19 protein-coding genes and 1 pseudogene are annotated in these 25713 nt (G+C 63.9%); 13 read left to right on the forward strand and 7 right to left on the reverse strand.

Going from position 1 to position 25713, the window contains the following annotated elements:
- Positions 1 to 93 precede the first annotated feature (93 nt).
- Both ACWGTO_RS00075 and ACWGTO_RS00080 read right to left on the reverse strand, forming a co-directional pair.
- On the reverse strand, positions 94 to 1128 hold the full coding sequence (locus ACWGTO_RS00075) for an aldo/keto reductase (RefSeq protein ID WP_454572855.1): 1035 nt from the start codon (positions 1126 to 1128) through the stop codon (positions 94 to 96).
- A 26-nt stretch (positions 1129 to 1154) separates the two neighbouring features.
- Positions 1155 to 2336 carry an MFS transporter gene (locus ACWGTO_RS00080; protein WP_454572856.1) on the reverse strand — a complete coding sequence of 394 codons (1182 nt, stop codon included), beginning with the start codon at positions 2334 to 2336 and terminating at the stop codon, positions 1155 to 1157.
- A 125-nt stretch (positions 2337 to 2461) separates the two neighbouring features.
- On the opposite strand from ACWGTO_RS00080, the gene ACWGTO_RS00085 reads away from it, so the two are divergent.
- Positions 2462 to 3370, forward strand: coding sequence for a LysR family transcriptional regulator (locus ACWGTO_RS00085; protein ID WP_454572857.1), 909 nt, complete (start codon positions 2462 to 2464; stop codon positions 3368 to 3370).
- A 50-nt stretch (positions 3371 to 3420) separates the two neighbouring features.
- On the opposite strand, the pseudogene ACWGTO_RS00090 reads toward ACWGTO_RS00085, so the two are convergent.
- Both ACWGTO_RS00090 and ACWGTO_RS00095 read right to left on the reverse strand, forming a co-directional pair.
- A pseudogene (locus ACWGTO_RS00090) lies at positions 3421 to 4469 on the reverse strand (aldo/keto reductase).
- A gap of 110 nt (positions 4470 to 4579) precedes the next feature.
- Complete coding sequence (locus tag ACWGTO_RS00095; protein WP_454572858.1) at positions 4580 to 5242, reverse strand: YggS family pyridoxal phosphate-dependent enzyme; 663 nt, start codon at positions 5240 to 5242, stop codon at positions 4580 to 4582.
- Positions 5243 to 5389: 147 nt separating this feature from the next.
- Between ACWGTO_RS00095 and leuS the strand changes: the two genes are divergently transcribed.
- Positions 5390 to 8017, forward strand: coding sequence for a leucine--tRNA ligase (leuS, locus tag ACWGTO_RS00100; protein ID WP_454572859.1), 2628 nt, complete (start codon positions 5390 to 5392; stop codon positions 8015 to 8017).
- Positions 8004 to 8579: an LPS assembly lipoprotein LptE gene (lptE, locus tag ACWGTO_RS00105; protein WP_454572860.1), complete on the forward strand. Its 576-nt coding sequence runs from the start codon at positions 8004 to 8006 to the stop codon at positions 8577 to 8579. The genes leuS and lptE overlap by 14 nt, the downstream gene beginning before the upstream one ends.
- 75 nt (positions 8580 to 8654) lie before the next feature.
- Here the strand turns inward: lptE and fsa are convergent, their stop codons facing one another.
- Positions 8655 to 9311, reverse strand: coding sequence for a fructose-6-phosphate aldolase (gene fsa, locus ACWGTO_RS00110; protein ID WP_454572861.1), 657 nt, complete (start codon positions 9309 to 9311; stop codon positions 8655 to 8657).
- A 90-nt stretch (positions 9312 to 9401) separates the two neighbouring features.
- On the opposite strand from fsa, the gene ACWGTO_RS00115 reads away from it, so the two are divergent.
- Both ACWGTO_RS00115 and ACWGTO_RS00120 read left to right on the forward strand, forming a co-directional pair.
- Entirely contained in the window at positions 9402 to 11585 is a 2184-nt protein-coding gene (locus ACWGTO_RS00115; RefSeq protein WP_454572862.1) for a primosomal protein N', read from the forward strand.
- Positions 11586 to 11600: 15 nt separating this feature from the next.
- Entirely contained in the window at positions 11601 to 12296 is a 696-nt protein-coding gene (locus ACWGTO_RS00120) for an aspartate/glutamate racemase family protein (protein WP_454572863.1), read from the forward strand.
- On the opposite strand, the gene ACWGTO_RS00125 is transcribed toward ACWGTO_RS00120, so the two are convergent.
- Positions 12297 to 15272 carry a hypothetical protein gene (locus ACWGTO_RS00125; protein WP_454572864.1) on the reverse strand — a complete coding sequence of 992 codons (2976 nt, stop codon included), beginning with the start codon at positions 15270 to 15272 and terminating at the stop codon, positions 12297 to 12299.
- Positions 15273 to 15639: 367 nt separating this feature from the next.
- Between ACWGTO_RS00125 and ACWGTO_RS00130 the strand changes: the two genes are divergently transcribed.
- The 6 genes from ACWGTO_RS00130 to ACWGTO_RS00155 all read left to right on the forward strand — a co-directional run bounded on the left by ACWGTO_RS00130 (position 15640) and on the right by ACWGTO_RS00155 (position 21451).
- Positions 15640 to 16035, forward strand: a complete 396-nt coding sequence (locus ACWGTO_RS00130; RefSeq protein WP_454572865.1) for an AGROH133_08824 family phage infection protein — start codon at positions 15640 to 15642, stop codon at positions 16033 to 16035.
- 247 nt (positions 16036 to 16282) lie between these two features.
- Positions 16283 to 16843 carry a F0F1 ATP synthase subunit delta gene (locus ACWGTO_RS00135; protein ID WP_454572866.1) on the forward strand — a complete coding sequence of 187 codons (561 nt, stop codon included), beginning with the start codon at positions 16283 to 16285 and terminating at the stop codon, positions 16841 to 16843.
- Positions 16843 to 18372 (forward strand): F0F1 ATP synthase subunit alpha, encoded by a 1530-nt coding sequence (gene atpA, locus ACWGTO_RS00140; protein ID WP_454572867.1) that lies wholly within the window; start codon positions 16843 to 16845, stop codon positions 18370 to 18372. Before ACWGTO_RS00135 ends, atpA begins: the two co-directional genes overlap by 1 nt.
- A 31-nt stretch (positions 18373 to 18403) precedes the next feature.
- Positions 18404 to 19288 carry a F0F1 ATP synthase subunit gamma gene (locus tag ACWGTO_RS00145; protein WP_454572868.1) on the forward strand — a complete coding sequence of 295 codons (885 nt, stop codon included), beginning with the start codon at positions 18404 to 18406 and terminating at the stop codon, positions 19286 to 19288.
- A gap of 70 nt (positions 19289 to 19358) precedes the next feature.
- Positions 19359 to 20942 (forward strand): F0F1 ATP synthase subunit beta, encoded by a 1584-nt coding sequence (atpD, locus tag ACWGTO_RS00150; RefSeq protein ID WP_454572869.1) that lies wholly within the window; start codon positions 19359 to 19361, stop codon positions 20940 to 20942.
- A gap of 101 nt (positions 20943 to 21043) precedes the next feature.
- Positions 21044 to 21451, forward strand: coding sequence for a F0F1 ATP synthase subunit epsilon (locus ACWGTO_RS00155; protein ID WP_454572870.1), 408 nt, complete (start codon positions 21044 to 21046; stop codon positions 21449 to 21451).
- Between the two features lie 151 nt (positions 21452 to 21602).
- Here ACWGTO_RS00155 and ACWGTO_RS00160 read toward each other — a convergent pair whose 3' ends face one another.
- Complete coding sequence (locus tag ACWGTO_RS00160; protein WP_454572871.1) at positions 21603 to 23111, reverse strand: mannitol dehydrogenase family protein; 1509 nt, start codon at positions 23109 to 23111, stop codon at positions 21603 to 21605.
- Between the two features lie 175 nt (positions 23112 to 23286).
- Between ACWGTO_RS00160 and uxaC the strand changes: the two genes are divergently transcribed.
- Positions 23287 to 24696, forward strand: a complete 1410-nt coding sequence (gene uxaC / locus ACWGTO_RS00165; RefSeq protein ID WP_454572872.1) for a glucuronate isomerase — start codon at positions 23287 to 23289, stop codon at positions 24694 to 24696.
- Between the two features lie 39 nt (positions 24697 to 24735).
- Entirely contained in the window at positions 24736 to 25713 is a 978-nt protein-coding gene (locus ACWGTO_RS00170; protein WP_454572873.1) for a TRAP transporter substrate-binding protein, read from the forward strand.

The following is a 25713-nucleotide window of genomic DNA, read 5'->3' on the forward strand; positions in this document are numbered from 1 at the left end:
TGACGTCCAATCTCCCTCCTCGTGGGGGAGATGTCCGGCAGGACAGAGGGGGGCGCTGTCCCGCGAACCTTTGGCCTCAGTAGGCCGATGCGATCACACCGCGGGCGGGTTGAGCCGGGCGAAGCCTTCCTGGCGGCGATAGGGGAAGTAGGGGTAGGGCGCCGTAACTTCACTTGCGGTGTCGAGCTTCTTCACCTGCTCCGGCGTCAGCGTCCAACCGATAGCGCCAAGGTTCTGGCGCAGCTGTTCCTCGTTGCGGGCGCCGATGATGACGGAGGAAACGGTCGGGCGTTGCAGCAGCCAGTTGATGGCGATCTGCGGCACGGTCTTGCCGGTCTCTTGCGCCACTGCGTCGAGCGCATCCATGACCCGGTAGAGATGTTCGTCCGCGACCGGCGGGCCGAAATCGGCGGTGTCGTGCAGGCGGCTCTTTTCCGGCAGAGGCTCGCCGCGGCGGATCTTGCCGGTCAGGCGGCCCCAGCCGAGCGGGCTCCACACCAGCGCACCGACGCCCTGGTCGAGGCCGAGCGGCATCAGTTCCCACTCATAGTCGCGGCCGACCAGCGAGTAGTAGACCTGATGCGCGGCATAGCGCGGGTAGCCACGCTTGTCGGCCTCGGCCAGCGACTTCATCACTTGCCAGCCGGAGAAGTTGGAGATGCCGACATAGCGCAGCTTGCCGGCGCGCACGAGGTCGTCCAGCGTCGACAGCACTTCCTCGATCGGTGTGCCGGCGTCGAAGGCGTGGAGTTGCAGAAGGTCGATGTAATCGGTGCCTAGGCGCTTCAATGCAGCGTCCACCGACTTGATCAGCCGCGAGCGCGACGAACCCCAGTCGGCCGGCCCATCGCCCATCGGCAGCGACGTTTTGGTCGAGATCAGAACGGCATCGCGGCGGCCCTTGATGGCTTCGCCCAGCACCTCTTCCGAAGCGCCGTTCGAATAGACATCGGCCGTGTCGAACAGATTGACGCCGGCTTCGAGGCATATATCGATCAGCCGCCGCGCCTCCTTGGCGTCGCTGTTGCCCCAGGCGCCGAACAGCGGGCCGGAGCCGCCGAAAGTGCCGGCGCCAAAGGAGAGTGCGGGCACTTTCAGCCCCGATGCGCCAAGAGGTCTGTAATTCATTCTTTTTCTCCTGTCGAAGTGCGAGGTTACGAGGGGATAGAGGCCGGCGCGCCGAGCGCCGGGGTGCGGTCGAGACGCAGCGCCAGGGCGGCGACGCCGAGGGCGGCGACCGGTAGCAAGGCGGCGATCCAGGTCAGCGAGCCGAGGCCGAGGCCATGGGCGATCACCGCGCCGCCGAGCCAGGCACCGGCGGCATTGCCGAGGTTGAAGGCGGCGATGTTGAAGGACGAGGCGAGGCTCTGGCCGGCACCTTGCGCCTTGTCCAGCACCCACATCTGCAGTGGCGCCACCGTGGCAAAGGCAGCAGCGCCGAGCAGGCCGACATAGATCACGGCCAGGACCTGGCTGTGGACGGCGAAGGTCATGGTGGCGAGCACCAGCGCCAGCACAACGAGGCTGCCCAGCACGGCCGGCACCAGCCAGCGGTCGGCAACCTTGCCGCCGAGCAGATTGCCGGCGATGAGACCGCCACCGAAGACGAGCAGGATCGGCGATACGGCGGCCTCCTTGAAGCCGCTGATCTCGGTCAGGAGCGGGGCGATGTAGGTGAAGACGGCGAAGACGCCGGCATAGCCGAGCACGGTGGTGGCGAGGCCGAGCAGCACCGGCGTGCGGCGCAGAACAGCGAGATCGGCGCGCAAATTGGTCTTTTCGGGCGCCTCCTGGCTGCGCGGCACCAGAAGGAGGATGACGGCAAAGGCCGCGAGGCCGACCAGGGTCACGGCCCAGAAGGTGGCGCGCCAGCCGAAGGCCTGGCCGAGCCAGGTGCCGAAGGGCACGCCGAGAATGTTGGCGATGGTCAGCCCGGTGAACATCAGCGCAATCGCCGAGGCCTTCTTGTTGGGCGCGACCAGACCGGTGGCGACCACCGAGCCGACGCCGAAGAAGGTGCCGTGGGCAAAGGCGGTGATGATGCGGGCGCCCATCAGCGTCCAGTAGTCCGGGGCCAGCGCGCAGGCGAGATTGCCGAGCGTGAAGATGGCCATCAGCGCCAAGAGCACGGTCTTGCGCGGCCAGTTGCCGGTGGCGATGGTCAAAAGCGGCGCGCCGATGACGACGCCGAGCGCATAGCCGGAAATGAGCTGGCCGGCGGCGGAGATCGAGACGCCGAGATCCTTGCTGACATCGATCAGCAGGCCCATGATAACGAATTCGGTGACACCGATGCCGAAGGCACCGGCGGCGAGGGCGTAAAGAGCGAGAGGCATGGCGGTTCCACTTCGAAGGCGATAGGCGCCCTGTCCAAACCCGCGCCCCGACCCGAGAGATCGTGTTGCCATGCCTTGTGAACCAGACTTGCCTTAGGCATATTTCCTGTGAAATAGATTCACAGATGGCCAGGCCCGACATCAACCGCTCCGGCGAGATCGAAGTGTTTGTCCGCGTCGTCGAGGCGGGCAGCTTCTCGGCCGCGGCGCGGGCGCTGCGCATGACGCCGTCGGCGGTGAGCAAGCTGATCGCGCGGCTCGAGGCAAGGCTCGGCGCACGGCTGGTCACCCGCTCGACGCGCAAGCTGCTGCTGACGCCGGAAGGAACGGCTTTCTACGACAACGGGGTGCGCATCCTGGCCGACATGGCGGCAGCAGAGCGCGAGGCCGCAGTTGGCGCCGCGCCGCGCGGACGGCTGCGGGTCAACAGCTATGTGCCGTTTGGGGTGCACCGGCTGATCCCGCTGCTGCCGCGCTTTCTCGAACGCTACCCCGAGATTTCAGTCGATCTGGTGCTGACCGACAGCGTCATCGACCTGATGCAGGAGCGTGCCGACGTCGCCATCCGCGCCGGGCCGCTCGGCGAATCACGGCTGGTGGCGCGCAAGCTCGGGCAAAGCCGGATGGCGGTCGTTGCCGCGCCGTCCTACCTCACCGTTCATGGGGCGCCGCAGATACCGGCCGATCTCGACAAGCACAATCGCATGGCTTTCGGCTTTGTCCGGCATGTCGATGGCTGGCAGTTTGTCGACGCAGCCGGCAATGACATCATGGTTCCCATCACGGGGAACACGATGGTCGGCGATGGCGAGTCGATGCGGCTGATGGCGGTAGGCGGCGCCGGCATCGCCAGGCTGGCGCGCTGGCATGTGGCCGATGACATTGCGGCAGGCCGGCTGGCGGCGCTGCTGGAGGATTTCAATCCGGGCGACGAAGAACTTACCCATGCCGTCTATGTCGGCCAGGTGAGGCACCTTCCGGCCCGGGTGCGGGCCTTTCTCGACTTTCTGGTTGAGAGCGTTCGGATGGCCTGAACGATTTTGGGGAGCCCATCTGGCTCCCCAAGCATCCAACTGACGGACTACTACTTCTTCGGCGTGAACGGCGCCGGGCGGCGGCCGGCGCCCTGGCGCTCCAGCATCCAGCCGGGATATTCGGCTGGCAGGGCGCTGACTTCATCCAGCCTGGCGAGATCGTCGGCGTCGAGCTTTACATCGGCGGCGGCAAGGTTCTGCTCCAGCTGCTCCATGCGGCTGGCGCCGATGATGACGCTCATGACGAACGGTTTTGCCAGCACATAGCCGAGCGCCACCGTGGCGACGCTGACATCGTGCTTCCTGGCGATGTCGCGCATCACGGCGACAGCCGCCCAGGCGCGGTCCTCATTGACCGGCGGGAAGTTGAAGGCGGCGCGGCGGCCTTCGCCATTGCCGGGCGCGCCGGGGCCGTATTTGCCGGACAGCAGGCCGCCGGCCATCGGCGACCATACCATCAGACCGAGCTTCTCCTCGTTGATCAGCGGCACGATCTCGCGTTCGAGGTCGCGGCCGGCGATTGAATAATAGGACTGGATCGTCTCGAACCGGGAAAAGCCCTTGCGCTCGGCAATGCCAGCGCCTTGGCGATGCGCCAGGCCTGCCAGTTGGAAACGCCGACATAACGCACCTTGCCGCTGGCGACGAGATCGTCGAGCGCGCGCAACGTCTCGTCGATCGGCGTCACCGTGTCGGTGCCGTGCAACTGGTAGAGGTCGATGTGGTCGAGCTGCAGCCGCTCCAGGCTGCCGTCGACCGCATCCATGATATGGCCGCGCGAGGAACCGCGCTCATTCGGCCCCTGGCCCATGATGCCATGCACCTTGGTGGCGATGACGACGTCCGAGCGCTTGACGCCGAGATCCCTCAGCGACTGGCCGAGCAGGCGTTCGGACTGGCCGAACGAATAGACGTCGGCGGTGTCGAAGAAATTGACGCCGGCGGCGATGGAACGGGCAACGATGTCGTTGACGCCCTTCTGGTCGAGGCTGGCGATCAGGCCCCATTGGGCATTCTCGCCGGCGGCGCCGAAGGTCATGGTACCGAGGCACAGTTCGGAGACAAACATCCCCGTATTTCCGAGTTGATTGTAGCGCATGGGTAGCAGCTCCAGCAGATTGGTGGTGACACTGGTCAAATAGGAACGGCACGTTTCGTTTCCAGTCGTGGTGCAACGAACTGGTGGCGCTGGTCCAAACGTTGGGTGGCTTATCTGCTGCCGAAAATTGCCGAGCCGACTCGGACGCTGGTGGCGCCGAAGGCGATGGCGGTTTCGTAGTCGCCGGACATGCCCATCGACAGTTTGGCCACGCCGGCCTCGCGAGCGAGCTTTTCCAGCAGGGCGAAATGCGGGCCGGGGTTCTCGTCCGCCGGCGGGATGCACATCAGGCCTTCGATGGCGAGGCCATGGACATCCCGGCAACGGGCGACGAAAGCGACAGCGTCGCGCGGCTCGATGCCGGCCTTTTGCGGCTCCGAGCCGGTGTTGACCTGGACATACAGCTTTGGCGCGCGGCCCTGCCTGGCAATCTCTTTGGCGAGTTCGGCGGCGATCTTCTCGCGGTCGACCGTCTCGATGACGTCGGCCAGCGCAACCGCTTCCTTCGCCTTGTTCGACTGCAGCGGGCCGATGAGGTGTAGCTCGATGTCGGGGAATTCGGCTTTCAACGCCGGCCACTTGCCTTGCGCTTCCTGGACGCGGTTCTCCCCGAAAACGCGCTGGCCGGCTTCGATGACCGGGCGGATAGCTTCGGTTTCGAAGGTCTTCGACACCGCAACCAGCGTCACCGAGCCGGCGTCGCGGCCGGCCTCGCGCTCGGCAGCGGCGATCCTCGTCCTGACGGCGAAAAACTGTTCGACGGCGCTGGCCATGCCTATATCCTGCCTGTCTTTCTAGCGCTGGCCGGCTCACCGCAGTTGACGGGTCCGGCAATCCATGGTGAACACCGCGACGACATTTACCTCGGCCACCGGGCCTTGTCCGGCGGTCTGCGCCTGCTTTTAAGTGAAAATCATCCGATGGCAACCGAACGATACAATCCGCGCGCGTCCGAGCCCAAATGGCAGAAAGCCTGGGCCGAGAAGAAGCTGTTCGAAGCGCACAACAACGACCCGAAGCCGAAATACTACGTGCTGGAGATGTTCCCCTATCCGTCGGGGAAGATCCATATCGGCCACACCCGCAACTACACGATGGGCGACGTGGTGGCACGCTACAAGCGGGCCAAGGGCTTCAACGTGCTGCATCCGATGGGCTGGGATGCCTTCGGCATGCCGGCCGAAAATGCGGCCATGCAGAACAAGGTCCATCCCAAGGAATGGACCTACGCCAACATCGCCGCCATGCGCGAGCAGCTCAAGATGATGGGCCTGTCGCTGGACTGGGCGCGCGAATTCGCCACCTGCGACGTCGACTATTACCACCGCCAGCAGATGCTGTTCCTCGATTTTGTCGAGAAGGGGCTGGTGACGCGCAAATCCTCCAAGGTCAACTGGGACCCGGAGGACATGACGGTGCTCGCCAACGAGCAGGTCATCGACGGCCGCGGCTGGCGCTCGGGCGCGCTGGTCGAGCAGCGCGAACTGACGCAGTGGTTCTTCAAGATCACCGACTATGCGCAGGACCTGCTGGACTCGTTGAATGGCCTCGGCGAATGGCCGGAAAAGGTCAAGCTGATGCAGCAGAACTGGATCGGCCGCTCGGAAGGGTTGCTGATCCGTTGGCCGCTGGCAGCGCCGGTCGGCGATGCGCACGAGCTGGAAGTCTACACGACCCGGCCCGATACCATTTTCGGCGCCTCGTTCATGGCGGTCGCCGCCGACCATCCGCTGGCCAAAAAGGCCGCCGAAAATAACGTCGAGCTGGCCAAGTTCATCGACGAGGTGCGCCATATGGGCACGTCGGTGGCCGCACTTGAGACGGCCGAGAAGAAGGGCTTCGACACCGGCATCCGCGTCGTCCATCCGTTCGATGAGACCTGGACGCTGCCGGTCTATGTCGCCAATTTCGTGCTGATGGAATACGGCACCGGCGCCATTTTCGGCTGCCCGTCGGGCGACCAGCGTGACCTCGACTTCGCCAACAAATACGGCCTGCCGGTCATTCCGGTGGTGATGCCGGAAGATGCCGACGCAAAGACCTTCCAGATCACGGAAGAAGCCTATGTCGACGACGGCGTGATGATCAATTCGCGCTTCCTCGACGGCATGAAGCCGGACCAGGCGTTCGACGAGGTCGCGAAGCTGCTGGAACAGAAAAGCATCGGCGGTCGGCCGATGGCCGAGCGCAAGGTGAACTTCCGCCTGCGCGACTGGGGCATTTCGCGGCAACGTTATTGGGGTTGCCCGATCCCGATGATCCATTGCGAGGATTGCGGCGTGGTGCCGGTGCCGAAGGCCGACCTGCCGGTCAAGCTGCCCGATGACATCGAGTTCGACCGTCCGGGCAATCCGCTCGACCGCCACCCGACCTGGCGGCATGTCAAATGCCCGCAATGCGGCAAGGATGCGCGGCGCGAGACCGACACGATGGACACGTTCGTCGATTCGTCCTGGTATTTCGCCCGCTTCACCGCGCCCTGGGCCAATGAGCCGACCGAGCCCAAGGCTGCCGATGACTGGCTGGCGGTCGATCAGTATATTGGCGGCATCGAGCATGCGATCCTGCACCTGCTCTATTCGCGTTTCTTCACCCGCGCCATGCGCGAGACGGGGCATCTCGACCTCGCCGAGCCGTTCAAGGGCCTGTTCACGCAAGGCATGGTGGTGCACGAGACCTACCGTGTCGGCGGCGCGTCGACCAACGGACGCTGGCTGTCGCCAGCTGAGGTCAGGATCGAGGATGCCGGCGGCAAGCGCCGCGCCATCGAGATCGCCACCGGCGAAGAGGCGGCGATCGGCTCGCTCGAAAAGATGTCGAAGTCGAAGAAGAACACGGTGAGCCCGGAAGACATTACCGACGGCTACGGCGCCGACACCGCGCGCTGGTTGATGCTGTCGGATTCGCCGCCAGAGGGCGACGTCGAATGGACCGACGACGGCGCCGCCGGCGCGCATCGCTTCATCCAGCGTGTCTGGCGCCTGGTGTCGATCGCCGCCGAGATGCTCGGCGGCGTCAAGCCGCAGGCGGCGAAGGAGGGCGAGGCCGGTGCCGTTTCAAGGGCCGCGCACAAGATCCTGAAGGCGATCGGCGAGGACATCGAGCGGCTCGGCTTCAACCGCGCCATCGCCCGCATCTATGAGCTGGCCAACGCCTTGACCACGCCGCTCAACGACGTCGCCGAGGGCAAGGCCGATGCGGCGCTCAAGGGCGCCTGCCGCGAGGCCGTGGAGATCCTGGTGCATGTGGTGGCGCCAGTCATGCCGCATCTCGCTGAGGAGTGCTGGCACACGCTGGGCGGCGCCGATCTGGTCGCCGAACGGCCGTGGCCGGTCTACGATCCGGCACTGGTGGTCGACAACGAGATCGTGCTGCCGGTCCAGGTCAACGGCAAGAAGCGCGGGGATTTGACAATTGCCCGCGACGCGGACCAAGGTGCGGTCGAAAAAGCGGTGCTGGCCCTCGACTTCGTGCAAAAAGCGCTGGAAGGTAAGGCGCCCCGCAAGGTGATCATCGTGCCGCAGAGGATCGTCAATGTCGTTGCCTGATCTTGAAAAGACGACGCATTTGCTGCGCCGCGCCGCGCTGTGCGGGCTGGTCGCCTCGATGGCGCTGGTTTCGGCCTGCACGGTCAGGCCGCTCTATTCGAGCGCGCCGCTAACGGCAGGTTCGACCGTCAGCGCTTCAGCCGAACTGGCATCGATCGCGGTCAAGCCGGTCAAGACCCGCTACGCCCAGCAGGTCCGCAACAATCTGATCTTTGCCTTTGGACAGGGCGCCGGCGAGCCGCCGGCGCCGGTCTACATGCTCGATATCGGCGTTACCGAACTGGTCGAATCGGCGGCGCAAGTGCAAATTCAGAGAGACGAGGACGAGCCCACCGCAGGCACGGTGACGCTGACCGCAAACTATGTGCTGACCGATGCCCAGACCGGCGCGGTCATCGCCACCGGCAAACGCTCGATCCCGTCATCCTTCGACAAACCGACACAGGAGTTCGCCTCCTACCGGGCGCAGCTCGACGCCGAGAACCGCGCCGCGCGCGAACTGGCTGAAATCGTGAGCCTGTCGGTCGCCCAGGACTTGGTCAAGCACGGCAAGAAGGCCTGAGCGCTTCAGCATATTTCTGATTGCAATAAAAAAGGCCGGTTTCCCGGCCTTTTTTATTGGTGTCGAAGCCTGATCTCAGCCGATCTTCTGGCCGGTCTTGGCCCAGTCGGCGAGGAACTGTTCGAGGCCCTTGTCGGTCAGCGGGTGCTTGACCAGCGCCTTCAACGTTGCTGCCGGCGCGGTAACCACATCGGCGCCGATCAGAGCTGCCTGCTTGACGTGGTTCACGGTGCGAACCGAAGCGACGAGGATTTCGGTGTCGAAATCATAATTGTCGTAGATATGACGGATTTCCTCGATCAGCTCCATGCCGTTCGCGCCGGTGTCGTCGATGCGGCCGACGAAGGGTGAGATGAACGAGGCGCCGGCCTTGGCGGCGAGCAGCGCCTGGTTGGCCGAGAAGCACAGAGTCACATTGACCATGCGGTTCATCTCGGTGCGGATCGTCCTGCAGGCGCGCAGGCCGTCCAGCGTCAGCGGCACCTTGATGCAGATATTGTCGGCGATCTTGGCCAGGATCTTGGCCTCGGCCATCATGTCCTTGTATTCGGTGGCGACGACCTCGGCCGAAACCGGGCCTTTGACGATGTCGCAGATCTGCTTAGTGACATCGGCGATCTTGCCGCCGGATTTCAGGATCAGCGAGGGATTGGTGGTGACGCCGTCGAGCAGCCCCAGGTCGTTCAGTTCCTTGATGTCCTTGATGTCAGCGGTGTCGACAAAAAATTTCATGGGGGTCTCCTGAAAGATTTCCATGTGCAGCTCATGCACATTCGGGGTTGCGCTTTGATCTAGACCAAAGTCGGGGCAAGGTCACGCCCGATGATCGAAGATTCGCCCTTTGTCGCAGCCGCGCCGGTGCTGGTGCCGATGCCCGCCGAGCGCCCCTACACCTATGCCGTGCCGGCCGGCATGCGCGTGGTGCCGGGCTCGATCGTGCGCGTGCCGCTCGGTCCACGCCAGGTTGCCGGCATCGTCTGGGACGGCGTGGTCGAAAAGGTCGACGCCAAGAAATTGCGGCCGATCGAGCAGGTTTTCGACTGTCCGCCGATCGATCGCGGCATGCGCCGCTTCGTCGACTGGATCGCGCAATACACGCTGTCGCCGCCCGGCATGGTGGCGCGCATGCTGCTCAGGGCGCCGGAGGCGTTCGATCCCGAACCGTGGATCGAGGGCCTGCAGCGGACGCTCGTCATGCCCGACCGGATGACGGATGCCAGAACGCGCGTGCTGGAGACGGCGGAAGGCGGGCTTGCCTGGACGCGCTCGGGGTTGGCGCATGCCGCCGGCGTGTCGTCGACGGTGGTCGAGGGGCTCAAGGCGCAAGGCGTGTTCGCGACGGTGATGATCCCGCCGCGACCGGTGGTCGCAGCGCCAGATCCCTCCTACGCCCTGCCGGAGCTGATGCCCGACCAGGCCGAGGCGGCCGCCATGCTGCGCACCAATGTCGGGGCCGGCGCCTTCAGCGTCACGCTGCTCGACGGCGTTACCGGCTCGGGCAAGACGGAAGTTTATTTCGAAGCGGTGGCGGCGGCACTCGATCAGGGCAAGCAGGTGCTGATCCTGCTGCCGGAAATCGCGCTGACGCATGCCTTCCTCGAACGCTTCCAGCAGCGCTTCGGCGCCAAGCCTGCCGAATGGCATTCCGACCTGCCGCCAAGGATGCGTGAAAAGGTCTGGCGACAGGTGGCGGAAGGCGGCGTGCGCGTCGTCGCCGGCGCGCGCTCGGCGCTGTTCCTGCCGTTCAAGGAGCTCGGCCTGATCGTCGTCGACGAGGAACACGACCCTGCTTACAAGCAGGAGGACCGCGTCTTCTACAATGCGCGCGACATGGCGGTGGTGCGCGGCCATATCAGCAGCTTTCCGGTGGTGCTGGCATCGGCGACGCCTTCGGTCGAAAGCCGGGTCAACGCACAACAGGGCCGTTATGCGAGAGCAGTGCTGTCAGCGCGCTTTGCCGAGGCCGCTCTTCCCGACTTGAAGACAATCGACATGCGGCGCGCGCCGCCGGCGCGTGGCGGCTTCCTGTCGCCGCTGCTGATCGAGCAGATGCAACACACGCTGGAGAGACAAGAGCAGTCGCTGCTGTTCCTCAACCGGCGCGGCTACGCGCCGCTGACGCTATGCCGGGTCTGCGGCCATCGCTTCGGCTGCCCGGTCTGTTCGGCCTGGCTGGTCGAGCACCGCTTTCGCGGCCAGCTCGTCTGTCATCATTGCGGGCACAATGAGAAACGGCCGGAGGCCTGTCCGGAATGCGGCACGCTCGACCATCTCGTCGCCTGCGGCCCGGGCGTCGAGCGCATCGCCGAGGAGGTCGTGGCGCATTTCCCCGACGCGCGCACCATCGTCTTGTCGTCCGACCTGATGGGCGGCGTGCGGAGGTTGCGGCTGGAGCTGGAAGCCATCGCCAATGGCGAGGCCGACATCGTCATCGGCACGCAACTGGTGGCCAAGGGCCACAACTTCCCCAACATGACGCTGGTCGGCGTCGTCGATGCCGATCTCGGTCTTGCCAATGGCGATCCGCGCGCCGCCGAGCGCACCTTCCAATTGCTCAGCCAGGTGACCGGGCGCGCCGGGCGCACCGGCAAGAAGAGCCTAGGCCTGCTGCAGACTTTCCAGCCGGACCATCCGGTGATGCGGGCGATCGTGTCGGGCGACGCCGAGGCGTTTTACGAGCGCGAGATCACTGAGCGCGAACGGGCCGCACTCCCACCTTTCGGCCGGCTCGCCGGAGTCATCGTCAGCGCAGTGACCCGGGCGGAGGCCGAGGGCCATGCACGCGGCCTGCGCCGCGCCGCACCCCAGGCCAGCGACCTGTTCGTGCTTGGCCCCGCCGAGGCGCCGTTGTCGTTGCTTGGCGGACGCCACCGTTTCCGCCTGCTGATCCAGGGCGAGCGGCGGGCCGACATGCAAGGTTTCATCCGCACCATGCTGGCCGAAGGGCCGAAGCCGCGCGGCTCGGTCCGCGTGCAGGTCGACATCGATCCGCAGAGTTTTTTGTAAGGAGCCGCGAACGCTATGAAAACCATTGGCCTGCTCGGTGGCATGAGCTGGGAATCGACAGCCATCTACTACCGCTTGCTCAACGAGATTGTGCGCGATTGGTTGGGCGGGTTGCATTCGGCAAAGCTGTTGCTCCATTCCTTCGACTTCGCCGAGATTGCCGAGCGGCAGCATCACGGTGACTGGGACGGCGCGGGCGTGCTTCTGGTGGATGCCGCGCGCAAGCTGGAGGCGGGCGGCGCCGAGGGGCTGATGATCTGCACCAACACCATGCACAAGCTCGCTGACCAGGTGCAGGCGGCGGTGTCGATCCCGCTGATCCACATCGCCGATGCCACGGCGGTTGCGGTGAAGGGCGCCGGCGTCAAGCGGCCGGCGCTGCTGGCGACCCGCTTCACCATGGAGCAGGATTTTTACAAGGGCCGGCTGACGGAGAAATATGGGCTGCAGCCGGTGGTGCCGGATCAGGCGGGGCGCGACATGGTGCATCGGGTGATCTATGACGAGCTCTGCCAGGGCACCGTCAGCGCGCCATCGAAGGCGGCCTATATCGATGAAATCGCCCGCCTGCGGCGCAATGAAAAGATCGACGGCGTCATCATGGGCTGCACCGAGATCACCATGCTGATCGGTCAAAGCGATTTTGACATACCGGTGTTCGACACCACGCGCATTCATGCCGAGGCGGCGGTCGCATTCATGCTGCAGTAATCAAGGCTGGGCGGTCACGGCGACATTTCCGCTGCCGACCACTTTCAACTTCCATCCCTCTGCTTCCGTTCCCGCCAGATTGAGATGGCCAGTCAGGAAGTACAGGCGATCGGTGTCGGGACCTTTGGCGGTGCAGAACCGATCCTGCAAATAGGAAGGAGGCGTCGCCTGGTAGTAAAGGTCTGCCTCGACGCTGGCAGCGTGTGTGCCCTTCGGCAAATCGGCAAGCGGTATTGAATAGCTCAGTGTGTCGCTGCCGCCCGCTATATAGTCGGGGTCGTTTTCGACTGCTGTCGTGCCGACATCGACGGCGAGCTCTTCATCCGCGCCCAGCGCCTTGGCAATTTCGAGGCGGCTGTCGAGTGGCAGGAAGCCCGCCGGCAATACCCGGTTGTCCTTCACCTCGGTGCAGATCGACAGAAAGCTGGTCGTCAGTTCGCCTTCCGGTTTCGCCTTGGCGTCACAGATCGGATTGGGCGTATTGGCGGGCGGCGTTGAAACCAGTTCCTGATAAATCTGCACCTGATCCTGTCGCGTGATTTTTTGATAGTGCGGCTGATGCGGCCGCTCGCCTGGGTGGATGCGGCCGGAACAATCGTCCTTCCACCAGAGTTCGCCATCGAGTGGTTTGCCGTCCGGATCGGTGATCACACCGGCTGCGTTGGTCCGGCCGGAGACCCAGAGCTCCTCGCCATTTTGATCGAGCACGCTGAAAGTCAGAAAGGCGCGCCGGAAGCCGACGCCTGACGGAAACTTGTGGCCGGCCATGTTCTTCACCGTCACCTTGGCATCAAGCGTCTCGGCACCGACGGCAAGATCGCTGACGGCAACAGTCGCGGTCGCCTGCGAGGCCTGGTCCAGCATCGCCTGCTCGGTCAGCACGAGAGGATCGAGAGCCTTCTTGCCCATCATCGGATCGCGCGTCCTGATGCCGAAGACATCGGGAAACTGCTGCGCCATCTTGACCAGGAAGACGTTGAGGCCGACGAGCGTGTGGCGGGCGAACCCTTCTCGCGCCACAAGGTCAGGTGCGTTGCTGGACTCGGTCTGCGGGAAATTCAGATTCTCCTGGATGCTGGCGATCTTGCTTACCGTGGAAGTCCCGTCGGGTTCCTTCGACGACATGTGGCAACCCTGACAGCTCTGCGGCGTGGCGCCGGCGCCCAGCGGCAGCGGGCCGTCCGGCGTGCTGCCGGTCCGGTACGCGCTGAACGCCCATTCCGGGTAGGTCGTCTGCTCGTAGATATGCGCCAAGGTGTCGGTGCCCTGAAGTACCGGCAGGTGAACCGTGTGGCACGTCCCGCAAACCTCGGAGCTCGTGATCGTAGCGTTGTGGACCGGCTTGATACCGAGGGCAGTTTGCATCGGACCGACTTCCGGTTTTTGAAACGGGCCGATGAGCGTATCGGGCGAACCAACCATGAAGCTGCCGGTAAAAGTCTTGGCGAAACCACTCGCATGCGGATTGAGAAGCGCCTGCCGTTCTTCGACGCAGGCGTTCTGCAGCGCGTCGGCGAGCGGCTCGCTGGCCTTGGTGTTGAGCACCATGCGGTGACAGGACGTGCACGTGATGCCATCGCGTGCGAGCATGCCGTAATTGGCATGGGCGGCGCTGGGATTTGCCGGCGGCCACGGCACCGCGTCGACCATCTCGCGCGTGAACTTCTCGCATTTCCCGGAACTCGCCTTCTCGTCGATATGGAACTGCCGCTCGCCGCCTATGCCATGACAACCGAGGCAAACATCCTGCACGACGCCAGACATTTTGGGATGGAAGCTCTGCGTCTCACTCGCCAGCTGTGCGAAAAATATCGGGTCGCGGCCGCCGAGACCCATCGGCGAGGTTCGCCAGGTCGCAAAGGGCGACAGATTGATCAAACCATCGCCATGCGGGTTCGGCTTGGTCATGTCGAACTGGAGCCCGGTGCTGCCGGCGTCATGACAGCCAAGGCACTGGCTCGAGGTCAGGAAGGTGTCGGACGCATCGGGTCCCTTGGCGCCCACCCAGGTGTTGTCATAGGTCTCTGAAGGCATTTTCGGGACGTTGCCATAGGTCGGCATGTCGCGGACATAGGCTTTTAGCGCGGCCACCACGTCGGCATTGGCACTATACAGCGGCTCGCCAAGCCGCGGCTTGGCGTTGGTGGGCAGCACGACAGTTTGGTGCAATGTCGGCGTCGGCGCCCCGGTGAAGAAATCCTGCGCCAGATAGTTCAGCGGCTTGCCGGGCTCGCCCACGATGTTCTTGGGCGAGGCGAAGGTCAGATTGTCGGCCGCCGAGGCATGGCAATTCATGCAGTATTGGGCGAAGCCCATATTCGGCAAACTGTTGTTGTCGGTGGGCAGAGCCGGCCAATCCGGCGTCCAGCCGCTCTGGCTGCCAAAGCCATACCAGCCCCAGAACCAGCCGTCGTGAGAGGCGCCGGCATCGCGGATCATGATCGCGGCGCCGCTGGTCGGGAACAATTTGCGCGGATCGACCACCCGGCAATCCGACGCGGGCTCCGAAAACATCTCTTTGACCATGATGGCGCCGTCGGGAACCGGCGGCGGGTTGTCTACCTCACCGTCGGCGGGACGGTTCTTGCGAAGCCAGTCCGCCATCTCGGGCGAATACCAGATCATGACAGGCGCATGGGTCCCGAAATCCTTGCCCTGCCAGGCGCCGTTGACCAGGGTCGCGATGCGCGGTCCGGCCTGGCGCACGAATTTGTCGTGCACCCATCCGGCGGCCTCGTCGCGGTAGCAGTAGCTGCCCAGATACTGATTGAGCTTGTTTTCGTAGTCCCCCAGGGACAGTGCCGACGGCTTCCGGATCGTGGCCTCAAGTTGCTGGCAGACCGAAGGATCGGCGGGAATCATGGCCGTCGGCCGTTCGGCGATACAGTCCGCGCGTGCGCCTTGCGCGATGCCAACGAGGGTCGCGGCAACAACCCAGATCCCGGCCAGATGCGACGTTCGACAAAGATCCGGCATGATCTTCTCCGAATTCTGAGACCCTGCTCGCCGCAATTCATCTGCGCAGATTTCACAAGTGGTTGCAAAATATGTGAAATTGCTTGTGCAAACAATAAATCAGCTAACAGTAGATTGAAAGCATAACGCCGACTTGACGCAAGGGCAAGTCACGCGTGCTATACTTTCCAACGTCTCACTCCACGGCTGTCTTTTCTTAAGTATCTTCTTATATATAGGCTGAAAGGGCAGCAAAACCGATCCAGGCGCGCGGCCGCAACAGGTCCGCGCCTTTGGTGCCGGAACCCTTGACGCCCCGTTGCGCGCTTGACTTCCCTTCCCGGCAACATTCAATGCACCCTGCATTGCTGTGAGGGGATCGAGGCAGATGGAATTTGCGTTTCCGTGGCCAACCAGTCAGGGCGAGTGGTTGGCGTGGTCGAGCGCCGTGGTCACCTTGGCGCTGGGCTTGCTGTTTTTCCTCGCTCCGGGGCTCGCCTTCCGGATTCTGCGGCTGCAGGTGCGGCCTGAAAAGGCAGCGGCCATCGCCGAAGGGCGCGGCCGCATGTCGGGCTTCTATCTCGGCGTCAGCCTATGCTGCATCCTGCTTGCGCAGCCATGGCTCTACATGGCGCTCGGCTTCTCCTGGCTGTTCACCGCTTTCGGCCGTTTGCTGTCGATGATGTCGGATGGCGCCAACACGCCTTTCAACTGGGCGTCGATCATTGTCGAGCTGGTGCTGGCCGCACTTCCGCTCGCCTTCGTCTTCGGCTTTCTGCCCTGAATCGGCGGCCAATCCGAAGGCTTTGGTTGAACTCTGCCGCCGGATGCGACAATAGTGCCCGAAAAGCATGCGGAACGACGCATTGCGGTCTTAAAATGCCTGTGCTAGACGGCAATCGACTTTCGGCCGGGGATAGCGGAAGCCGCGCCTCCGTGCTTGAAAAAACTTAGTAAGGTCAAAGATTTAGCCAGAGTTTTTTGCTCGCGCCAACAATCTGCGGCCTGTCAGACAAGAGAAAAGACGGTCCGTGGCTCAATCGTCATCGCCAATCTCAGGTGTCGCAGAACGCTATGCGGGTTCGCTGTTCGAACTCGCACTGCAATCCAATTCAGTTGCCAACGTCGAGGCTGACCTCAACAGTTTCGCAGCGATGCTGGATGGCAGCGCCGACCTGACGCGCCTCATCAACAGCCCGGTGTTCTCCAGTGAGGACCAGGCCATGGCCATCGCGGCAATCACCGACAAGGCAGGCATCACCGGTCTCACCGGCAATTTCCTGCGTGTCGTCGCGCGCAACCGTCGCCTCTTTGCCGTTCCCGGCATGATCAAGGCATTCCGCCAGATTTCCGCCGAGCATCGCGGCGAGACCGCTGCCGAGGTCACCTCGGCGCATGAACTGACGGCTGCCCAGCAGACCGAACTGAAGGCCGCGCTGAAAAGCGTCGCCGGCAAGGACGTGGCCATCTCCGTCACCGTCGATCCGTCGCTGCTCGGCGGTCTGGTGGTCAAGATGGGCTCGCGCCAGATCGATACGTCGCTCAAAACCAAACTCAATTCGCTCAAGCTTGCACTGAAAGAGGTCGGCTGATGGACATCCGCGCCGCGGAAATTTCCGCAATTCTGAAAGACCAGATCAAGAATTTCGGCAAGGAGGCCGAGGTCTCCGAAGTTGGACAGGTGCTGTCCGTCGGTGACGGTATCGCCCGCGTCTACGGCCTCGACAATGTCCAGGCCGGCGAGATGGTCGAATTCCCCGGCGGCATCCGCGGCATGGCGCTCAACCTCGAAGCCGACAATGTCGGCGTCGTCATCTTCGGCGCCGACCGCGACATCAAGGAAGGCGACACCGTCAAGCGGACCGGCGCCATCGTCGATGCGCCTGTCGGCATGGGCCTGCTCGGCCGCGTCGTCGACGCGCTCGGCAACCCGATCGACGGCAAGGGCCCGATCAAGGCGACCGAACGCAAGCGCGTCGACGTCAAGGCGCCCGGCATCATTCCGCGCAAGTCGGTCAACGAACCGATGTCGACCGGCCTCAAGGCCATCGACGCACTGATCCCGGTCGGCCGCGGCCAGCGCGAGCTGGTCATCGGTGACCGTCAGACCGGCAAGACCGCCATCATTCTCGACACGATGCTGAACCAGAAGGCGGTCCACGATAACGGCCCCGAGAAGGAAAAGCTCTACTGCGTCTACGTCGCCATCGGCCAGAAGCGCTCGACCGTCGCGCAGTTCGTGAAGGTTCTCGAGGAGCGCGGCGCGCTCGACTATTCGATCATCGTCGCCGCCACCGCTTCCGATCCGGCGCCGATGCAGTTCCTGGCGCCCTTCACCGCCTGCACCATGGGCGAATATTTCCGCGACAACGGCATGCATGCGCTGATCAGCTATGACGATCTGTCGAAGCAGGCCGTCGCCTATCGCCAGATGTCGCTGCTGCTGCGCCGTCCGCCGGGTCGCGAAGCCTATCCGGGCGACGTGTTCTACCTGCACTCGCGCCTGCTCGAGCGCGCCGCCAAGCTCAATGACGACAATGGCGGCGGTTCGCTGACCGCTCTGCCGATCATCGAGACGCAGGCCAACGACGTGTCGGCCTATATCCCGACCAACGTGATCTCGATCACCGACGGCCAGATCTTCCTCGAAACCAACCTGTTCTTCCAGGGCGTCCGCCCGGCCGTCAACGTCGGCCTGTCGGTGTCGCGCGTCGGTTCGTCGGCGCAGATCAAGGCGATGAAGCAGGTTGCCGGCTCGATCAAGGGCGAGCTCGCGCAGTACCGCGAAATGGCGGCCTTTGCGCAGTTCGGCTCCGACCTCGATGCCGCCACGCAGCGCCTGCTCAATCGCGGCTCGCGCCTGACCGAACTCCTGAAGCAGCCGCAGTTCTCGCCGCTCAAGGTCGAGGAGCAGGTCGCGGTGATCTTCGCCGGCGTCAACGGCTACCTCGACAAGTTGGCAGTCAACCAGGTCGGCAAGTTCGAGCATGGCCTGCTCAGCCACATGCGCTCGGCCGGCAAGGACGTGCTCGACGGCATCCGCAAGGAAAAGGCGCTGTCGGACGATCTTCGGGCCAAGCTGAAGGCCGAGATCGACACCTTCGCCAAGACCTTCGCTTGAGAAAGCCGGACGCACGGGATCAGGTTGAAGCATGCCTTCGTTAAAAGACCTTCGTAACCGTATCGCCTCGGTCAAGGCGACGCAGAAGATCACCAAGGCGATGCAGATGGTCGCCGCGGCGAAGCTGCGCCGCGCGCAGGAAGCTGCGGAAGCCGCGCGCCCCTATTCCGAACGGATGGGCGCGGTGCTGGCCAACATCACCCAGGCAATCGGCAGCGGCGGCGATGCCCCGGCGCTGATGACCGGCACCGGGAAGGACGATGTGCATCTGCTCGTCGTCTGTACGGCCGAGCGAGGCCTGTGCGGCGGCTTCAATTCGCAGATCGCCCGTCTCGCCCGCGACCATATCCGCCGGCTGCTGGCCGACGGCAAGCAGGTCAAGATCATCTGCGTCGGCAAGAAGGGTTTCGACATCCTGCGCCGCGACTATGCCTCGATGATCCTCGAACGCGTCGATCTGCGCGAGGTCAAGACGCTCGGTTTCGTCAATGCCGATGCCATTGCCCGCAAGGTCATCCACCTCTTCAACGAGGGCGGTTTCGACATCTGCACGCTGTTCTATTCGCAGTTCAAGTCGGTGATCAGTCAGATCCCGACCGCGCAGCAGATCATTCCGGCCGGCATCGCTTCCGCCCCGGCCGAGGCGACCGCAGGCGGCAACGCCGTCTACGAATACGAGCCGGAGCCGGGCGAAATCCTGACCGATCTCATTCCGCGCAACATCTCGGTTCAGGTCTTCCGTGCGCTGCTCGAAAACGCAGCCGGCGAGATGGGCGCCAAGATGAGCGCCATGGACAATGCGACGCGCAATGCCGGCGACATGATCAACAAGCTGTCGATTACCTACAACCGCCAGCGGCAGGCGCAGATCACCAAGGAACTGATCGAAATCATTTCGGGCGCCGAGGCGCTCTAGGCGCGGCCGCCAGGAGGTTATCGACCTTCCGGTGGAGCGTGAGAAACAAAGGACGAAAAGGGTAAAGACGATGGCGAAAGCAGCGACCCCGAAGGCGGCAGCTCCCAAAGCGGCGGCAAAGGCTCCGGCAGCAGCGGCGAAGGCCGCTTCGGCCAAGAAGGCGGCCGAGCCCGCCAAGGCAGCGGCCCCGGCCAAGGCTGCGGCATCGAAGACGACAGCCGCCGTCGTCAAGAAGACCGGCGTTGTCGGCAAGGTCCGCCAGGTCATCGGCGCCGTCGTCGACGTCCAGTTCGGCGATCACTTGCCGGCCATTTTGAACGCCATCGAGACGACCAATGTCGGCAACCGCCTGGTGCTCGAGGTTGCCCAGCACCTCGGTGAAAACACCGTGCGCTGCATCGCCATGGACTCCACCGAAGGTCTGGTGCGCGGTCAGGACGTCTATGACACCGGCGCGCCGATCACCGTGCCGGTCGGCCCGGGCATGCTCGGCCGCATCATCAACGTCATCGGCGAGCCGGTCGACGAGGAAGGCCCGGTCGACGGCATCGAAATGCGCGCCATCCACCAGCCGGCTCCGTCCTATGTCGAACAGTCGACGGAAGCGCAGATCCTGATCACCGGCATCAAGGTTCTCGACCTTCTGGCGCCTTACGCCCGCGGCGGCAAGATCGGCCTGTTCGGCGGCGCCGGCGTCGGCAAGACCGTGCTGATCCAGGAGCTGATCAACAACGTCGCCAAGGCGCACGGCGGCTTCTCGGTGTTCGCCGGTGTCGGCGAGCGCACCCGTGAAGGCAACGATCTCTATCACGAGTTCATCGAATCCGGCGTCAACAAGAAGGGCGGCGGCGAAGGCTCCAAGGCGGCGCTGGTCTATGGCCAGATGAACGAACCGCCGGGCGCGCGTGCTCGCGTCGGCCTGACCGGCCTGACGGTCGCCGAATATTTCCGCGACCAGGGTCAGGACGTGCTGTTCTTCGTCGACAACATCTTCCGCTTCACGCAGGCGGGCTCGGAAGTGTCGGCGCTGCTCGGCCGCATTCCTTCGGCCGTGGGTTACCAGCCGACGCTCGCCACCGACATGGGCGCGCTGCAGGAGCGCATCACGACGACGACCAAGGGCTCGATCACTTCGGTGCAGGCGATCTACGTGCCGGCCGACGATTTGACCGACCCGGCGCCGGCAACATCGTTCGCCCACCTGGACGCGACGACCGTGCTCAACCGCGCGATCTCGGAAAAGGGCATCTACCCGGCCGTCGATCCGCTCGACTCGACCTCGCGCATGCTCGACCCGATGGTTGTCGGTGAAGAGCACTACCAGGTCGCCCGCCAGGTGCAGTCGATCCTGCAGCGCTACAAGTCGCTGCAGGACATCATCGCGATCCTGGGCATGGACGAGCTGTCGGAAGAGGACAAGCAGACCGTGGCCCGCGCCCGCAAGATCGAGCGCTTCCTGTCGCAGCCCTTCTTCGTCGCCGAAGTGTTCACCGGTTCGCCGGGCAAACTGGTCGACCTCGCCGACACCATCAAGGGCTTCAAGGGCCTCTGCAACGGCGACTACGATCACCTGCCGGAAGCCGCCTTCTACATGGTCGGCGGCATCGAGGAAGCGGTCGAGAAGGCACAGCGCCTGGCAGCTGAAGCGGCATAAGAAGCGAATAGCGAATAGGGAGTAGCGAATAGGGGATGTTGGGTTGAGCGGGTCTTCTTTTCCTACCCGCTGCTCACTATTCCCTACTCACTAAATTGATCATGGCTGAAGCTTTCCAATTCGAACTGGTCTCGCCGGAGCGCCTGCTCGTTTCCGAGCAGGTCGAAGCCGTCGTCATTCCGGGCGCCGAGGGCGAGATGACCGTGATGGCGCATCACGCGCCGGTCATGACCACGATCAAGCCGGGCGTCGTCACGGTGAAGACCGCAGGCGGCAAGGAAGAGCGCTATGTGGTGTTCGGCGGCTTTGCCGACATCGTCCCTGCAGGCTGCACGTTGCTCGCCGAATCGGCTGTCGCCGTCGGCGATATCGACCGCGCCGACCTCGCCCGCCGCATCCAGGACGCCAAGGAAGACGCTGCCGACGCCAAGGACGATCAGTCCCGCAGCAAGGCCGAGCAGTTCCTCGCCCAGCTCACCACGCTCGAAAGCGCTCTGCTGGCAGCTTAAGTCTCAGCGAAAACAAAAGACGAGATAGGCCGGGTTCAAACCGGCCTTTTTTGTGCCCACAGAAATGCGGGAGAACGATATCGGTCGGACGGAGTGCCGACTTGCCGGCTCGGCAACGCGGGCTCTTTCGGATCAGAATCCTAGAGCGCCGTTAGGCCTGTTTCGTCGGTCCCGGTATGCCGAGCGCCGAAAGCGCAAGTGCCACCCCGCCTTGCTGGATGTGGGCTCGATGGGCGGCGACCAGGTCGATCAGCGTCTGCCGCTCGGGCTTGCCGCTGGCGAAGCCGGCGAGGTCGAACACCGTCGCGACATTTTCCAGCGTCGGCCGCTCGCCGAGCGCGGCCAGAGCTGAGTCGAGCGGATCGGTAAAGTGGGCTTCCGGCAGGTCCTTGCCGCGTGCCTCGCACGCTGCGATCCAGGCGGCGATCACCAGCGTCAGATGCTCCGGGAGCATACCGGCATGGATGCGTTCGATGGCGGAAGCGACAATGCGTTGCGGCAGTTTCTGGCTGCCGTCATTGGCGATCTGCGCCGTGCGGTGGGCAAGCGCTGTGTTGGAAAAGCGGTCGGCGAGTTCCGCTATATAGGCCGACGTGTCGAGCCCGGCATCCCCAGGCAAGGTCGGGATCGCCTCGGCCCAGAGCCGGTCGACAAATTGACGGATCGCCGGGTCGGCGAAGGCGCGGTCGACGGTCGCGTGGCCGGAAAGCAGGCCGAGATAGGCAATGCCGGAATGGGCGCCATTGAGCAGCCTGAGCTTCATGTCCTCGAACGGCCCGACATCCTCGACCATGGTGACGCCGAATTTCTCCCAGGCCGGTCTTCCGGTTGGGAACCTGTCTTCGATCACCCATTGCCGGAACGGCTCGGTCATCACCGGCCAGGAATCCGTGATGCCGAGCTCGCCGGCTATGCGCGCCCGGTCGGCATCGGTGGTTGCCGGCACGATGCGATCCACCATGCTTGACGGAAACGCCACCTCGTCGGCGATATGGCCGGCGAGAGGGGCTTCGCCTGATGCAGTGGTCTGGGCATCCCGCAATCTCGCAAACGCGGTTAGCAGCCTATGCAGCGTGGCGCCGTTGGCCGGCAAATTATCACAGCACAGAACGGTGAAGGGCGGCGTGCCGGCGGCGCGGCGCTGTACCAGCGACTCGGCCAGGAAGCCATGCGCGGTCTTCGGCAATCCTGGGTTGCCCAGATCGTGGACGATGTCGGGATGGGTCGCATCGAGCCTGCCGTCGGCAGCCCGGAGATAGGCCTTTTCGGTGATGGTCAGCGTGACGATGCGGGTGCGCGGATCGATCAGCGCGGCCAGCACAGCGCCCGGGTTTTCCGGCGCCACCAGCATCGACTGGATGGAGCCGATGATTTGAAGCGCTTCACCATCGCTGCCGCGCACCGCCAGCGTGTAGAGCCCGTCCTGCGGCGCCAGCGCATCGCGCGTGTCGGGGCTGCGCAGCGACACGCCGATGATACCCCAGCCGGTCTCGCCGGCCGCCAGGCAGTCATCGACATAGGCGGCCTGATGAGCGCGATGGAAGGCGCCGACGCCGAGATGAACGATCCCTGGGGCGACACTGGCGCGATCATAGGCGGGGACCGCTGCCGAGGTCGGCAGGGATTGCACCGTGGTATTGGAAAGGCGTCTGCTGGTCATGGCGCGGCTTGTCGCTGGATGGCGTGTGGGGCGGATCGGCTAGCGGCGTATCATCCGTTCTCCCGTCGCACAATGACCCGATATCGCCTGAAAGTCATCATACAACAATCCAGTTTTTGTATGTTGACATTACTTCTTTGCAATCCTACCGATAAGCGCCCTTGGGAGGATGGACGTGGCAGGATTGACCGATCCGGATCTGCTTTTTGCCGCCGAAGGGCGAGCGCTTTCGGTCGCGCGCGATCTCTATGCTGGGGTCAAGGATCTGCCCATCGTCAGCCCGCACGGTCACACCGATCCGCGCTGGTATGCTCTCAACGAGCCGTTCCCCGATCCGGCACAATTGCTGGTCGTGCCCGACCACTACATTTTCCGCATGCTGTTCAGCCAGGGCGTGCCACTGGAGGATCTCGGCGTATCGACCCTCGACGGTTCGCCGGTCGAAGCCGACCCGAGGGCGATCTGGCGGCGCTTTGCCGAGCATTATTATCTCTTTCGCGGCACGCCGACGCGGCTGTGGCTCGACCATGTGCTCGAGCACCTGTTCGGCATCGAAGAACCGCTCAACGCCAAAACCGCCGACCGCCACTACGACACCATCGCGGAGCTGTTGCGGGGTGACGACTATCGTCCGCGGGCGCTGTTCGAGCGCTTCAACATCGAAGTGATCGCGACGACGGAAGGCGCGCTCGACGATCTCAAATGGCACAAGACAATCCGCGCCAGCGGCTGGCAGGGCCGCGTCGTCACCGCCTACCGGCCGGATGCTGTGGTCGATCCCGACTTCGAAGGATTTTCGGACAATCTCGACCGTCTCGGCGAGATCAGCGGCTGCGACACCGGCACATGGGCCGGCTATCTCGGCGCCCACCGTAAGCGCCGCGCCTTCTTCAAGACTTTCGGCGCGACCTCGTCCGACCATGGCCATCCGACGGCGGAGACCGCCAATCTTTCCGACGCGGCGGCGCAAGAGCTGTTCAACCGCATCCGCCGCGGCTCCAACGATGAGCGCGAGCGCAAACTGTTTCGCGCCCAGATGCTGACCGAAATGGCCAAGATGAGCCGCGACGACGGGCTGGTGATGCAGATCCATCCCGGCTCCTGGCGCAACCATTCGCCCGGTGTTTTCCAGAAATTCGGCCGCGACAAGGGCTTCGATATTCCGACCCGCACCGACTATGCGGCGGCGCTCAAACCCTTGCTCGACTGCGTCGGGCTGGAGCGTGACCTCACCATCATCCTGTTCACGCTCGACGAGACCAGTTACGCGCGCGAACTGGCGCCGCTGGCGGGCGTCTATCCGGCGCTGAAGCTCGGGCCGGCCTGGTGGTTCCATGACAGTCCGGAAGGCATGCGCCGCTTCCGCGAGATGACGACCGAAACTGCCGGCTTTTACAACACCGTCGGCTTCAACGACGACACCCGCGCTTTTCCCTCGATACCGGCTCGCCACGACGTGGCGCGCCGGGTCGACTGCGCCTTTCTCGCCCGCCTCGTTGCCGAGCATCGGCTCACTGAGGACGAAGCGCATGAGCTGGCGCGGGAGCTTGCCTACACGCTTGCCAAGAAGGCGTACCGGCTCTGAGCCGGGCACCTTGATTTTTACAAAGGGAGGAAGACAGTCATGTTCTATTTTTCAAAACTGACGGCAGCCACATTCGCCTTCGGCTCGCTGATGATCGGCGTCGCCAATGCCCAGACCGTGCTGCGTTCGGCCGACACCCATCCCGACGGGTATCCGACCGTCGAGGCGGTAAAGTACATGGGTGAGCTGATCAAGGAGCGCACCGCCGGCCGCTATTCGGTCGAGGTCTATCACTCGGCGCAGCTCGGCGAGGAGAAGGATACGATCGAGCAGACGCAGACCGGCGTCATCGATCTCAACCGCGTCTCGATGGGCCCGTTCAACGGCATCGTGCCGGAGACTGCGGTGCCGTCGCTGCCCTACATGTTCCGCTCGGTCGAGCATATGCGCCATGTCATGGACGGGCCGATCGGCGACGAGATCCTGAAGGCGTTTGAGGCGCATGACCTTGTCGGTCTCGCCTTCTACGATTCCGGCGCGCGATCCTTCTACAACACCAAGAAGGACATCACCTCGATGGCCGATATGAAGGGCATGAAGTTCCGCGTCATCCAGTCCGACGTGTTCGTCGACATGGTCAATGCGCTCGGCGCTAACGCCACGCCGATGGCCTATGGCGAGGTCTATTCGGCACTGCAGACAGGCGTCATCGATGGCGCCGAGAACAACTGGCCGAGCTTCGAATCCGCCAAGCACTATGAAGTCGCCAAGCATTACACGATGGACCAGCACCAGATCGTTCCGGAAGTGCTGGTGATGGCGAAGGCGAGCTGGGACAAGCTGTCGCCTGAAGACCAGGCGATCGTCCGCCAGGCGGCCAAGGACAGCGTCGTCAAGATGCGCGAGCTTTGGGACGCGCAGGAGAAGAAGTCGCGCGATATCGTCGAGAAGGCCGGCGTCAAGGTCAGCGAGATCGACAAGCAGCCGCTGATCGATGCGATGAAGCCGGTCTACGACAAGTACCTGTCGACGCCGGCGCTGAAGGATCTCGCGGCTCGTATCCAGGCAACCAAGTAA

This window comes from Mesorhizobium sp. PL10 (assembly GCF_053714315.1).

What these genes read in the sequence shown, in the direction of transcription:
- ACWGTO_RS00075 (WP_454572855.1), bottom strand. Translation starts at nt 1,128, where the DNA reads ATGAATTACAGACCTCTTGGCGCATCGGGGCTGAAAGTGCCCGCACTC.
- ACWGTO_RS00080 (WP_454572856.1), bottom strand. Translation starts at nt 2,336, where the DNA reads ATGCCTCTCGCTCTTTACGCCCTCGCCGCCGGTGCCTTCGGCATCGGT.
- ACWGTO_RS00085 (WP_454572857.1), top strand. Translation starts at nt 2,462, where the DNA reads ATGGCCAGGCCCGACATCAACCGCTCCGGCGAGATCGAAGTGTTTGTC.
- ACWGTO_RS00095 (WP_454572858.1), bottom strand. Translation starts at nt 5,242, where the DNA reads ATGGCCAGCGCCGTCGAACAGTTTTTCGCCGTCAGGACGAGGATCGCC.
- leuS (WP_454572859.1), top strand. Translation starts at nt 5,390, where the DNA reads ATGGCAACCGAACGATACAATCCGCGCGCGTCCGAGCCCAAATGGCAG.
- lptE (WP_454572860.1), top strand. Translation starts at nt 8,004, where the DNA reads ATGTCGTTGCCTGATCTTGAAAAGACGACGCATTTGCTGCGCCGCGCC.
- fsa (WP_454572861.1), bottom strand. Translation starts at nt 9,311, where the DNA reads ATGAAATTTTTTGTCGACACCGCTGACATCAAGGACATCAAGGAACTG.
- ACWGTO_RS00115 (WP_454572862.1), top strand. Translation starts at nt 9,402, where the DNA reads ATGATCGAAGATTCGCCCTTTGTCGCAGCCGCGCCGGTGCTGGTGCCG.
- ACWGTO_RS00120 (WP_454572863.1), top strand. Translation starts at nt 11,601, where the DNA reads ATGAAAACCATTGGCCTGCTCGGTGGCATGAGCTGGGAATCGACAGCC.
- ACWGTO_RS00125 (WP_454572864.1), bottom strand. Translation starts at nt 15,272, where the DNA reads ATGCCGGATCTTTGTCGAACGTCGCATCTGGCCGGGATCTGGGTTGTT.
- ACWGTO_RS00130 (WP_454572865.1), top strand. Translation starts at nt 15,640, where the DNA reads ATGGAATTTGCGTTTCCGTGGCCAACCAGTCAGGGCGAGTGGTTGGCG.
- atpA (WP_454572867.1), top strand. Translation starts at nt 16,843, where the DNA reads ATGGACATCCGCGCCGCGGAAATTTCCGCAATTCTGAAAGACCAGATC.
- ACWGTO_RS00145 (WP_454572868.1), top strand. Translation starts at nt 18,404, where the DNA reads ATGCCTTCGTTAAAAGACCTTCGTAACCGTATCGCCTCGGTCAAGGCG.
- atpD (WP_454572869.1), top strand. Translation starts at nt 19,359, where the DNA reads ATGGCGAAAGCAGCGACCCCGAAGGCGGCAGCTCCCAAAGCGGCGGCA.
- ACWGTO_RS00155 (WP_454572870.1), top strand. Translation starts at nt 21,044, where the DNA reads ATGGCTGAAGCTTTCCAATTCGAACTGGTCTCGCCGGAGCGCCTGCTC.
- ACWGTO_RS00160 (WP_454572871.1), bottom strand. Translation starts at nt 23,111, where the DNA reads ATGACCAGCAGACGCCTTTCCAATACCACGGTGCAATCCCTGCCGACC.
- ACWGTO_RS00170 (WP_454572873.1), top strand. Translation starts at nt 24,736, where the DNA reads ATGTTCTATTTTTCAAAACTGACGGCAGCCACATTCGCCTTCGGCTCG.